Source organism: Candidatus Pseudoscillospira sp. SGI.172, assembly GCF_050313575.1.
In the GTDB taxonomy this organism is placed as follows: Bacteria; Bacillota; Clostridia; order Oscillospirales; family Oscillospiraceae; genus Vermiculatibacterium.
In genome coordinates, this window is sequence record NZ_JBNPLQ010000009.1 from 22,854 (window position 1) to 34,293 (window position 11,440).

14 protein-coding genes and 2 riboswitches are annotated in these 11,440 nt (G+C 64.6%); of the genes, 12 read left to right on the top strand and 2 right to left on the bottom strand.

Features of this window, described 5'->3' with window-relative positions:
• Positions 1 to 62 precede the first annotated feature (62 nt).
• The 12 genes from ACQRD3_RS05215 (at position 63) to ACQRD3_RS05270 (ending at position 10,480) form a co-directional block, all read left to right on the top strand.
• The gene (locus tag ACQRD3_RS05215) at positions 63 to 800 is read left to right on the top strand and encodes an ATP-binding cassette domain-containing protein (RefSeq protein ID WP_080906502.1); all 738 of its coding nucleotides are present in this window, start codon (positions 63 to 65) and stop codon (positions 798 to 800) included.
• The gene (locus ACQRD3_RS05220) at positions 800 to 1,720 is read left to right on the top strand and encodes a SufB/SufD family protein (protein WP_080906501.1); all 921 of its coding nucleotides are present in this window, start codon (positions 800 to 802) and stop codon (positions 1,718 to 1,720) included. Before ACQRD3_RS05215 ends, ACQRD3_RS05220 begins: the two co-directional genes overlap by 1 nt.
• Positions 1,720 to 1,980: an NTP transferase domain-containing protein gene (locus tag ACQRD3_RS05225; protein WP_427780247.1), complete on the top strand. Its 261-nt coding sequence runs from the start codon at positions 1,720 to 1,722 to the stop codon at positions 1,978 to 1,980. Before ACQRD3_RS05220 ends, ACQRD3_RS05225 begins: the two co-directional genes overlap by 1 nt.
• Before the next feature lie 293 nt (positions 1,981 to 2,273).
• Positions 2,274 to 2,391: riboswitch (molybdenum cofactor riboswitch) on the top strand.
• Between the two features lie 77 nt (positions 2,392 to 2,468).
• Positions 2,469 to 2,960 carry a molybdopterin-guanine dinucleotide biosynthesis protein B gene (gene mobB, locus ACQRD3_RS05230; protein WP_427780248.1) on the top strand — a complete coding sequence of 164 codons (492 nt, stop codon included), beginning with the start codon at positions 2,469 to 2,471 and terminating at the stop codon, positions 2,958 to 2,960.
• Positions 2,957 to 3,985 carry a molybdopterin-binding protein gene (locus tag ACQRD3_RS05235; protein ID WP_080906363.1) on the top strand — a complete coding sequence of 343 codons (1,029 nt, stop codon included), beginning with the start codon at positions 2,957 to 2,959 and terminating at the stop codon, positions 3,983 to 3,985. Before mobB ends, ACQRD3_RS05235 begins: the two co-directional genes overlap by 4 nt.
• 2 nt (positions 3,986 to 3,987) lie before the next feature.
• A complete protein-coding gene (gene moaC / locus ACQRD3_RS05240) occupies positions 3,988 to 4,482 on the top strand; it encodes a cyclic pyranopterin monophosphate synthase MoaC (protein WP_080906364.1) in 495 nt (164 codons plus the stop codon).
• Entirely contained in the window at positions 4,479 to 5,444 is a 966-nt protein-coding gene (gene moaA, locus ACQRD3_RS05245) for a GTP 3',8-cyclase MoaA (protein WP_427780251.1), read from the top strand. The genes moaC and moaA overlap by 4 nt, the downstream gene beginning before the upstream one ends.
• A gap of 203 nt (positions 5,445 to 5,647) precedes the next feature.
• Positions 5,648 to 6,577 carry an MOSC domain-containing protein gene (locus ACQRD3_RS05250; RefSeq protein WP_080906366.1) on the top strand — a complete coding sequence of 310 codons (930 nt, stop codon included), beginning with the start codon at positions 5,648 to 5,650 and terminating at the stop codon, positions 6,575 to 6,577.
• A 4-nt stretch (positions 6,578 to 6,581) separates the two neighbouring features.
• A riboswitch (molybdenum cofactor riboswitch) is annotated at positions 6,582 to 6,698 on the top strand.
• A complete protein-coding gene (gene modA, locus ACQRD3_RS05255) occupies positions 6,691 to 7,509 on the top strand; it encodes a molybdate ABC transporter substrate-binding protein (protein ID WP_427780253.1) in 819 nt (272 codons plus the stop codon). (Overlaps the previous riboswitch by 8 nt.)
• A gap of 67 nt (positions 7,510 to 7,576) precedes the next feature.
• Positions 7,577 to 8,266, top strand: coding sequence for a molybdate ABC transporter permease subunit (modB, locus tag ACQRD3_RS05260; protein ID WP_427780254.1), 690 nt, complete (start codon positions 7,577 to 7,579; stop codon positions 8,264 to 8,266).
• A 2-nt stretch (positions 8,267 to 8,268) separates the two neighbouring features.
• Positions 8,269 to 9,309, top strand: coding sequence for an ATP-binding cassette domain-containing protein (locus tag ACQRD3_RS05265; protein ID WP_080906369.1), 1,041 nt, complete (start codon positions 8,269 to 8,271; stop codon positions 9,307 to 9,309).
• 1 nt (position 9,310) lies between these two features.
• On the top strand, positions 9,311 to 10,480 hold the full coding sequence (locus ACQRD3_RS05270; RefSeq protein WP_427780256.1) for a molybdopterin molybdotransferase MoeA: 1,170 nt from the start codon (positions 9,311 to 9,313) through the stop codon (positions 10,478 to 10,480).
• 45 nt (positions 10,481 to 10,525) lie between these two features.
• Here the strand turns inward: ACQRD3_RS05270 and ACQRD3_RS05275 are convergent, their stop codons facing one another.
• The gene (locus ACQRD3_RS05275) at positions 10,526 to 10,939 is read right to left on the bottom strand and encodes an Rrf2 family transcriptional regulator (RefSeq protein ID WP_080906371.1); all 414 of its coding nucleotides are present in this window, start codon (positions 10,937 to 10,939) and stop codon (positions 10,526 to 10,528) included.
• 3 nt (positions 10,940 to 10,942) lie between these two features.
• Positions 10,943 to 11,359 carry a rhodanese-like domain-containing protein gene (locus ACQRD3_RS05280; RefSeq protein ID WP_427780258.1) on the bottom strand — a complete coding sequence of 139 codons (417 nt, stop codon included), beginning with the start codon at positions 11,357 to 11,359 and terminating at the stop codon, positions 10,943 to 10,945.
• Positions 11,360 to 11,440: the final 81 nt, after the last annotated feature.

Sequence of the window (11,440 nt, forward strand, 5' to 3'; positions counted from 1 at the left end):
TCTTTCTCGTGATAGAATATCGAACTGATAGGAATAAACCCGCAAATAAAGGAGTATTCGATATGTTAGAGATCAGCCATCTGCGTTACGACGTGACGGCCGAGGACGGCGAGGCGCTGGGCATTCTGCGGGATGTCTCCCTCACCGTGGGGGACGGGAAACTGGTTGTCATCACGGGCCCCAACGGCGGCGGCAAGACCACTCTGGCCCGGACCATTATGGGCTTGAACCAATCCACCGGCGGCACCATCCGCTGGAACGGCGCCGACCTCACCGGGCTGTCCATCACCGAGCGCGCCCGGGCCGGGGTGAGCTACGGCTTTCAGCAGCCCCCCCGCTTCAAGGGCCTGAAGGTGCGGGATCTGCTGGCTCTGGCCGCCGGCAAGGATTCTCTGACTCCCGCCGAGGGCTGCCAGTACCTCACTCAGGTGGGCCTGTGCGCCGACGACTATATCGACCGGGAGGTGGACGCCTCCCTCTCCGGCGGCGAGGTCAAGCGCATCGAGATCGCCACCATTCTGGCCCGGAAGGCCGGACTGATGATCTTTGACGAGCCGGAGGCCGGCATCGACCTGTGGTCTTTCGCCAAGCTCACTGAGACGTTTGAGACCATCCACAAGCGGGGTGAGTCCACCCTGCTCATCATCTCACACCAGGAGCGTATCATCCAGCTGGCCGACGAGATCGTGGTCATTGAAAAGGGCGAGGTGGCCAAGCAGGGTCCCCGGGATGAGATCTTCCCCCAGATCATGGCCCGCACCGTGCCGGGCTGCGGCTATATGAAGGAGGCGGACCGCTGATGGACAAGACGGAGTGGAAAGTATTAAAGGAGATCGCCGAGCTGGAAAAGGTGCCCCAGGGGGCCTATAACTTCCGGGTCAACGGAAAGCTGGACGCCCGCTCGGTCACCGCCAACATCGATATCGAGTCCAAGGCCGACGGCAAGCCCGGCATCGACATCATCGTCAAGCCGGGCACCAAGGGCGAGAGCGTCCACATTCCCGTGGTCCTCAGCCAGTCCGGGCTCACCGATGTGGTGTACAACGACTTCTATATCGGCGAAGGGGCCGATGTGGACATCGTGGCCGGCTGCGGCATCCACAACACCGGCTGCGAGACCAGCCAGCACGATGGCATCCACGTGTTCCACATCGGGAAGAACGCCCGGGTGCGCTATGTGGAGCGCCACTACGGCGAAGGCCCCGGCACGGGAGAACGTATTCTCAACCCCCGCACCGAGGTCTATCTGGAGGAGGGCGCCTCCATCACCATGGAGATGACTCAGATCCGGGGCGTGGACTCCACCAAGCGGGACACCGTGGCGGTGGTGGGCGCCGGCGGCGAGTGCATCATCAACGAAAAGCTCCTCACCGACGGTGCGCAGTTTGCCGAGTCCAATGTGGAGATCGTCCTGGAGGGAGCCGATGCCACCGGGCGGGTGGTCTCCCGGTCCGTGGCCAAAGGCACCTCCAGGCAGGTGTTCCACCCCTGCATGACCGGCAAGGCCAAGTGCTTCGGCCACGTGCAGTGCGACTCCATCATCATGGATGATGCCCGCATCAAGTCCATCCCCGCCATCGACGCTCAGAGCGTGGACGCCCAGCTCATCCACGAGGCCGCCATCGGCCGCATCGCCGGGGACCAGATCCTCAAACTCATGACGTTGGGTCTCACCGAGCAGGAAGCCGAAGAAAAAATTCTGGAAGGCTTCCTGGATTGATGGGAGCGGCCCTTGCTGGCGGGGGCAAAAGTTCCCGTTTTTTCCGGGACAAGAGCCAGTTGGAGGTCTCAGGACGGCAGTTGGTCCTCTCCATTATGGATGCTCCCCTCACCTTTTGCCGTGAGCTCTTTTTAATGAGCAACTTCCAAGGTAAATTTGATCTCCCCGGTGTGGTGGCGCTCTCCGACACCTACCAGAATGCCGTGCCTCTGGGCGTCATTCTGGCCGGACTCTCCGCTGGCAGGAGAAGAATCTCATAGCGGCCTGCCGTGACATGCCCTTCCTTTCCCAGAGCCGGCAATGCGCCTGCTGGAGGTGTGTGGAGATCATTCATCCTGTATTCCCCCAGTAGGCAAAAAATTTTGACCTTTCTTTGCTGTCTACGACCGCCGCCTTCTTCTCAGGGCAGAGGAACTGCTCCTGGCCGGGAAACGTCGCGTCTGTGGCCTCTATGAGGGGACAGACACCCTGTTCCCGGACTGTGGGGACTGGTACCGGACGGGAGATCCCCCGTCTACAACATCAACTATCCCGAAAATCTGGAGCTGCTTTTATAATACTGATTCTCCGAGCCTGTCTGCCTACGGCGTTTCGCTAGGGCAGTCCGGCCTGGGTTCTGCTGGAAACGGCGGGGCCTTCCGTGCTTGAAAAGGAGAGACCGCCGGGACGCAGACCTTCTGCGCCTCCAGTTGGTCCCTGCTTTTTCAAAAAGCAGGGACTTTTTTATCCCCCAAAGGAGGCGCATCCTATGCCCGCCATCCCCGTGTGGTCTCTTGTCGCTCTGTCCAACACCGGCAAGACCACCTTCCTGGAAAAGCTGATTCCCGCCCTGCGGGTTCTGGGCCTGTCGGTGGGTGTGGTCAAGCACGACGCCCACGACTTTGAACTGGACCACGAGGGTAAGGACACCTTTCGCCTGAGTCAGGCAGGGGCAGAGGTGACCGCCATCCTCTCAGACACTCAGTTTGCCCTCCGCCAAAGAGGGGCCCTTTCCCCTGAGGAGGCGGTGGCCCGGGTGACGGGCGTGGATCTCATCCTCACCGAGGGCTTCAAGCACGGTCCCTGGCCCAAGCTGGCCCTCTGCCGGGCGGGCAGCGCCCCGGCGGTGCCGCTGGAAAACTGCGCCGCCCTCATCACCGACACGCCCCCGGCCTCCTGCCCCATTCCCGTCTTTTTTATCGACGACCCCACACCCCTGGCCCTCTGGCTGGCGGGCCAATGCAAGGAGGAAACGCCATGAAGCTCATTCGTACCGAAGACGCGGCGGGGCACGTGCTCTGCCACGACATGACCCGCATCGTCAAGGGGGTCTCCAAGGGCCCCGCCTTCCGGAAGGGGCACATCGTCGCTCCGGAGGACATCCCCCTGCTGCTGTCCATGGGGAAGGAAAATCTCTACGTCTGGGAAAAGGAACCGGGGATGCTCCATGAGGATGAGGCCGCCCGGATCCTCTATCAGATCTGCGCGGGGGACGCAGAGAATCTGCGTCCCTCCGAGGTGAAGGAGGGCAAGATCGAAGTTTCCGCCGGAGAGGACGGCCTGCTGCTGGTGGACATCCCAAGGCTGAAGGCCGTCAATTCTCTGGGCGGACTCATGATTGCCACCCGGCACAGCCATCTCCCGGTAAAACGGGGGGACAAGCTGGCGGGGACCCGGATCATTCCCCTGGTCATCCGGGAGGACAAGCTGGCTGAGGCCCGCGCCGCCGCCGGGGAGATCCCCCTGCTCTCTCTCAGGCCCTTCCGGGCCAGGAAGGTGGCCATTGTCACCACCGGCAGCGAGGTGCGAAAGGGGCTCATCACCGACACCTTCACCCCCGTGCTGGAGGAAAAGGTGGGTGAGTACGGCTGCTCTGTCTTGGGCCACGTCTGCCCCGGGGATGACCCCGCCGCCATCACTGCCGCCATCCTGGACTTCAAGCGGCAGGGGGCCGAGCTCATTCTCTGTTCCGGCGGCATGAGTGTGGACCCCGACGACAAGACCCCCCTGGCCATCAAAAACACCGGCGCGCGGGTGGTGAGCTACGGTTCCCCCGTCCTCCCGGGAGCCATGCTGATGGTGTCCTATCTGGACGCTGTGCCTGTGGTGGGCCTGCCCGGCTGCGTCATGTACGCCAGGCGCACCGTATTTGACCTGGTCCTCCCCTGCTTCCTGGCCGACGTGCCGGTGACGGCGGAGGACCTGGCCGCCATGGGCCACGGCGGTCTGTGCCTGAGCTGCGGGACCTGCACCTGGCCCAACTGCGGCTTCGGAAAGGGGTGGTGAGGATGCCTCTCAACCACTTTGACGCCGCCGGGAACGCCATCATGGTGGACGTCTCTCAAAAGGCGGATACCGTCCGTCAGGCCACCGCGGCGGGCCGCATTCTGGTCAGTTCGGACTGCTTCGAGGCCATTCGCTCCGGCACCGCCAAAAAAGGGGACGTGCTGGGGGTGGCCCGGGTGGCCGGGATCATGGCCACCAAGCGCACCAGCGAGCTCATTCCACTCTGCCACCCCCTGCCTCTCACCAAGGTCTCGGTGGAGTTTGCCCTTCTGGAGGAACTGCCCGGGGTGGAGGCGGTGTGCACCGCATCCTGCACCGGCAAGACGGGGGTGGAGATGGAGGCTCTCACGGGCTGCACTGTCGCCCTTCTCACCATCTACGACATGTGCAAGGCCATGGATCGGGGCATGACCCTCACCGGGGTCTACCTCCGGGAGAAAGACGGGGGCAAGAGCGGCCGCATTGAAAACGCCGTCCCCCGGGGGGAGGCCCGATGACGGACGGGTTCGGGCGGAAAATCGACTATCTCCGGCTTTCCATCACCGACCGGTGCAATCTGCGCTGCCGGTACTGCATGCCCGAGGAGGTTCCCTTTGTGCCCCATGGGGACATTCTTCGCTACGAGGAGATGGTGCGTGTCTGCGCCGCCGCCGCCCGGCTGGGGGTGGACACCATCAAGGTCACCGGCGGAGAGCCGCTGGCCCGAAAGGGCTGCGCCGGTCTGGTCGCCGCGCTGAAGGCTGTCCCCGGTATTCGAAAGGTGACTCTCACCACCAACGGTGTCCTGCTGGCCCAGCAGCTTCCCGGACTTCTGTCGGCGGGGCTGGATGGGGTCAACATCAGTCTGGATACGTTGGACCGGGAGGCCTACCGCCGTCTCACCGGTCGGGATGAGCTGCCCCGGGCGCTGGACGGGCTGGAGGCCGCGCTGGCTGCCGGTGTGCGGACCAAGATCAACGCCGTTCCCCTGGCCGAAACCGGACGGGAAGGTCTGCTGGCCCTGGCCGCGCTGGCCGAGACCCGGCCGGTGGACGTGCGGTTTATTGAACTCATGCCTGTGGGGCACGGCAGCGAGCTGGCCCCCTTTGGCCAGAATGCCCTGCTGGCCGCGCTGAAAGAGCGCTGGCCCGGACTCGCCCCTACGGACGAAAAGCGGGGAAACGGCCCCGCCCGCTACTGGATCGCCCCCGAACTGAAGGGGGCCGTCGGATTCATCAGCGCGGTCAGCCACGAGTTCTGCGCGCACTGCAACCGGGTGCGGCTGACCAGCGAGGGATTTTTAAAGCTGTGCCTATGTTACGGCGACGGGGTGGATCTCCGGGCCCCGCTGCGGGGAGGGGCGTCCGAGGCCGAACTGGAAGAACTGCTGCGGCAGGCTGTTCTTCAAAAGCCCGCCCGCCATTCCTTTGGGAAAGGCCGGGCACCGGAGGGACGGATCATGTCTCAGATCGGGGGATAGGCCGCGGCCTCCGGACAGGCGGGACCCAGGCATTGCCGCTTGGCTGTCAGGTGACGGCCCGTTCCGCGTCCATGCTCTGAAAGGCCGTCCGTTTCTGCGAAAAAAGAATCGTCGCCCGAACCCCTCGCTCAGAGAGATGCAATCACATTGCAAATAAACGGAACCACACCCTCATCTCAACTTACAGAACGGAGTCTGATCCCATGTCAAAGATCAAAGCCATCTGCATCAGTGAAAAAAAGGGCACACAAAAGCACCCTGTCGATTCCGCGAATTTGGTGGAGGACTGGGGTATCGAGGGAGACGCCCACGCCGGGCACTGGCACCGCCAGGTGTCTCTCCTCTCCTTCGAGAAGGTGGAGGCCTTTCGCGCCAGGGGGGCCCGGGTGGACTTCGGCGCGTTCGGGGAAAACCTGGTGGTGGAGGGCTTCGACTTCCGGAGCCTGCCCGTAGGTACCCGTTTCCAGTGCGGCGGCGTTCTGTTGGAGATGACCCAGATCGGCAAGGAATGCCACGCCCACTGCGCCATCTATCAGGTGATGGGCGACTGCATCATGCCCCGGGAGGGGGTCTTCGCCCGGGTCATTCGGGGCGGGAAACTCCATGTGGGCGACGAGCTGACCCTCCTCCCCCCCGACCCCGCCGTCCGCCGGGCGGCAGTGGTGACGCTCAGCGACAAGGGCTCCCGGGGCGAGCGCGCCGACGAGAGCGGGCCCCTGCTGGCCCGTCTGCTCGCCGAGGCGGGCTACGAGGTGGTGGAGGAACTTCTCCTTCCCGACGAGCAGGGCCGCATCCAGACTGAGCTGATCCGCCTCTCCGACGGCCGGCAGTGTCATCTGGTGCTCACCACCGGCGGCACCGGCTTCTCCCCCCGGGACGTGACCCCGGAGGCCACCCTGGCCGTGGCCACCCGGAACGCCCCCGGCATCGCGGAGGCCATCCGGGCCCATTCCATGACCATCACGCCCCGTGCCATGCTCAGCCGGGGGGCCTCGGTGCTCCGAAACGGCACCCTCATCGTCAATCTCCCCGGCAGCCCCAAGGCCGCCCGGGAGGGGTTGGAGTATATCTTACCCGCTCTGGGCCACGGCCTGGACATTCTTCGGGGGACAACGGGCGAATGCGCCCGTTAATATAAAGTCCCGCAATCTTCGAGCCCGTCCGTCCTAAAGCCCCGGCCACGGCGGCGGGCCAATGGGTGCGTCCGGAAACAGGCGCGCCTTCCGTTTGAAAAGGAGAGAATACGATGAAAAAGCACCTCATTCCCGCCCTGTCCCTGGCCCTCTGTCTGGGCCTCACCGCCTGTTCCGGCGGCGGCGCCGCCCCCTCCGCCACACCCGCGCCCTCCGAATCCGCCGCTGCGGCCGCAGGGCCTGTGGAGCTCCACGTCTTTGCCGCCGCCTCCCTGAAGGAGGCCCTTACACAGATCGGGGAAAACTACAAGGCCGTGGCTCCCAACGTCACCCTCACCTTTACCTTCGACTCCTCCGGAACCCTTCAAAAGCAGATCGAGGAGGGAGCCGAGTGCGACCTCTTCCTCTCCGCCGCCCAGAAGCAGATGAACGCGCTGGCGGAGGGCAAGTACATTGACGAGGCCTCCCGGATCGACCTGCTGGAAAACAAGGTGGTCCTGGCCGTCCCCGAGGGCAACCCCGCCGGGGTCAGCGCCTTTGAGGATGTGAACACCGACAAGGTGAAGATGATCGCCCTGGGCAACTCCGACGTCCCCGTGGGCCAGTACTCCGAGGAGCTGTACACCTCTCTGGGCATTTGGGATGCCATTCAGGGCAAGATCACCTTCGGCTCCAATGTAAAGGAAGTCACCACCTGGGTCGGCGAGGGCACCGTGGACTGCGGCGTGGTCTACGCCACCGACGCCCACTCCGCCGGACTGGAGATCGTGGCCGAAGCTGACCCCGCCCTGCTCACCAACAAGGTCGTCTACCCCGCCGCCATCCTCTCTGCCTCCACCCACGCCGACGACGCCAGGGCCTTCCTGGACGATCTGACCGCCGCAGACAGCGTGGCCGTGTTCCAGTCTGTGGGCTTTGCCATGGCGAACTGACCCGTTTGAGGCGGGGCGTCCCGGACGCCCCGCCTTTTCCCACTTTTTAAAGAAAGCCGGTGTCACCATGGACTGGTTCCCCCTTTTGAACTCCCTGCGCATCGCCCTCATCTCCACCGTCTGCGTCTTTTTTCTCGGGATTCTGGCCGCCTGGTACGTGGCCAAACTGCCCAGAGGCCTCAAAGGGGCGCTGGACTGCGTGCTCACCCTGCCTCTGGTGCTCCCCCCCACGGTGGTTGGTTTCTTTCTGCTCAAGCTGCTGGGGCCAAAAACTCCGCTGGGGGCCTGGCTGCTCAACACCTTTGACCTCCGGCTCACCATGACCTGGCCGGCCGCCATCTTCGCGGTCATATTAGTGACCTTTCCGCTGATGTACCGCACAGCCCGGGGCGCTTTTGAGTCCTTTGACCCCAATCTTCTCTCCGCCGGGCGGACACTGGGCCGCTCCAACGCTTGGGTGTTTTGGCGGGTGCTGATGCCCGGCTGCCGCCAGGGCCTGCTGGCGGGCACCGTGCTGGCCTTCGCCCGGGGGCTGGGGGAATACGGGGCCACCTCCATGGTCTCGGGCTACACCCCCGGCCGCACCGCCACCATCGCCACCACTGTCTACCAGCTCTGGCGGGAGGGGGACGACGCCCTGGCCTACCGCTGGGTGGCAGTGAACGTGGCGATCTCTCTGGCGGTCCTGATGGCCGTCAACCTGCTGGAGCGCCGGGAGCATCGGGAAAAGTGGCCCAGCGGCTGGTCGGAGGTATGATTATGGCGTTGGAAGTGCAGATCGAAAAGAAGTTTGAGAAATTCCACCTTCAGGTGTCCTTCACCTCCTCCGATGGCATCACCGGCCTGCTGGGGGCTTCCGGGTGCGGCAAGAGCATGACCCTCAAGTGCGTGGCCGGGCTCATCACCCCCGACGCCGGCCGCATCGTGCTGGACGGGCGCACACTCTACGACTCCGCCCAAAAGATCGACCTTCCCCCTCAGCAGCGGCAGGTGGGCTACCTTTTTCAGAATTACGCCCTTTTCCCCAACATGACGGTGACGGAGAACATCCGCGCCGGGGTCCGGGACCGCACCCGGCGGCAGGCGGCGGCCGACGAGCTGCTGGAGCGTTTCCGGCTGACCGACATTGCGGGCAAATACCCCCGGCAGATCTCCGGCGGACAGCAGCAGCGCACCGCTCTGGCCCGGCTCTTTGCCAGCCGTCCGGCCTGCCTGCTGCTGGACGAGCCCTTCTCCGCCCTGGACGGCTACCTGCGCTGGGAGATGGAGCTGGAGCTGGGGGAACTGCTGAAGGACTTTTCCGGCCCATCGGTGCTGGTGACCCACGACCGGGGGGAAGTCTATCGGCTGTGCCAAAACGCCTGCGTCCTCTCCCGGGGCCGCTCTGAGCCTCTCCGTCCGGTCCGGGACCTCTTCCAATCCCCGGACACCCTTTCCGCCTGTCTCCTCTCCGGCTGCAAAAATATCTCCCGCGCCCGCCCGGCAGGAAGACAGCGGGTAGAAGCTCTGGACTGGGGCGTGATCTTGGACGCGGGTCGCCCCGTGCCGGATGATTTGGCCTACGTGGGCATCCGGGCTCACTTCCTCGCCCCCCACCCCGGCCCCAACCCCATCCCCTGCCGGGTGGAGCGGGTGGTGGAGGACGTGTTTTCCACCGTGGTCATGCTTTCCACCCCGGGCGGGTACGAGGGCAGCGCCCGGCTCCGCTGGGAGCTGGAGAAAGACGCCTGGGCCGCTTTGGGCGGGCCGGAGGCCGTCACCCTCTCGGTCTCTCCCGGCGACATCATGCTGCTGAAATGAGGTGAACCCCACGGAACAAATCTCCTTGGAGGCGGGTCTGGCCCGGCTCATGGCCCTGATCTCCCCCCTGTCCCGGTGGGAGCAGGTTTCCCTGTCCGCCGCACCCGGTCGGGTGCTGGCCGAGCCGGTCATCGCCCGGCTGGACACGCCGCCCTTCCCCCGTTCGCCTCTGGACGGGTACGCCCTCCGCGCCGCCGAGACCGTCGGTGCCTCTCCCGGCCAGCCGGTGCGTCTGGCTCTGGCGGGACAGGCCGTACCGGTCTCCACCGGCTCCCCCATCCCCGTGGGGCTCGACTGTGTGGTCAAGGCGGAGGACACCCGCCGGGAGGGCGGCATGATCGTACTCACTGCCCCGCTCTCCCCCTGGCAGAACTATATTTTTCAGGGAGAAGACATGCGGGCGGGCGCGGCCCTCTTTCCCGCCGGAACCCGGCTGGACTGGACCTGTATGGGGGCATTGGCCGCACAGGGTGTGGAGACGCTCTCCGTCTGTGCCCGACCCCGGGTGGGCGTGCTCTCCACCGGCGGGGAACTGGCATCCCCCGGCGCGGCTCTTCCCCCGGGCGGCATTTACGACGCCAACGGCCCTCTGCTGGCCGCCCGGCTGGCCGTCCTGGGCATGGAACCGATCCTCCTCCCCCCCGTAAGCGATGACGCCGCCGCCATTGCCGGATGCATCCATGCCGCTTTTACGGAGATGGCCTGTGATTTTCTGCTCACCACCGGCGGGGTCTCCGTGGGGGCGGAGGACTCCCTGTCCCAGGCGGCGGAGCTGTTGAAGGGTTCCGTCCTGTTCCACGGCCTTGCGGTCCGGCCCGGCTCTCCCGCCATGGCTTTTTCTGTGGAGGCCCGTCCGGTGCTTTCTCTCTCCGGCAATCCCTTTGCGGCTCTGGCCGTTTTTGAGGCGATCGGCCGACCGGCCCTGGATGTCCTGGCCGGGCAGCCTTCCCCGCAGCCCCGCCGCATTTTTCTTCGGCTGGCGGACAGGCTGCCTGCCTCCTCCGTCCGGCGGCTGATCCGGGCTGTCTCCGTTGGCGAAACGGTGACTCCGGCCCCCGGCGGACACGCTTCGGGGCAGGTGTACTCTCTGGCCGGCTGCAACTGCCTGATCGACCGTCTCCCCGGTCCAGCGCTCCCCCCCGGCGCGCCGGTCAGCGTCCTTCCGCTGTAAGCGCAAAAACACGCCAGGTTCTCGAAAGAGAAGCTGGCGTGTTTTTTATACTCGAAAGATTTTCCGTTCCACGTCCCCAACCGTAACGTTTTGCAGCCGTTCCCGGCAAAGCTCATCCAGCTCGGCGTAGAGCCCGTCCATCACATCGGCCATGCCGGAGGCCACCAGGCATTCCATATCGCTGTCGCCGCTGCGCCAGGCGGCGTCTACAAAGCGGATGTCCAGCGCCTTGGCCACCTGCCCCAGGGTGATCCGATCCGGGTTGCCGGAGAAGCGGTAGCCGCCCACGTTCCCCTCCCGGGAGTCCACCAGCCCGGCCCTACGGAGAGCGGCCATCACCTTCCGTACCCGGGCGGGGTTGGTGCAGATATTTTCCGCCAGCGCCTCGCTGGAGAGCAGGCAGTCCTTATGGTGCAGATACACCAGTGCGTGGACCGCCACATTGAACGAACTGTCCATATCCTACTCCTTAACCACGTCATAGGGCCAGTCAATCATGCCCCCAAAATCATAGACGTTCCGGTAGCCCAGAGCCAACAGCTTATCGCTGGCCTCCTTGCTGCGGCGGCCGCTGCGGCAGTAGACCAGCAGTGTGGCGTCCGTGTCGTGCAGGGCTTCGGGCATCGTGCCGCCGATGCTTTCGTTTGGGACCAGCACGGCATCTTTGATGTGCCCCTCGCCGTACTCCTCCTGGGTGCGCACGTCCACCACCACAACGTCCCCCGCATCCATTTTTTCTTTTGCCTCTTCTGGAGTGATCTTATGATACTCCGCGGCGGGGGTACCGTCCCCAGGCACGGGCGGCTCCTCTCCCGGAGCCTGACATCCCACCAGCAGCACCAGAGCCGCCAATCCTCCCAAAAACAGGGGTTTCATCATCGTGTACACTCCTTCGCCGTTCTTACTGTTACTTTATCAAATACAGTTCATGCTGTCAAGAGGGAGGAATAAAAGTTCATG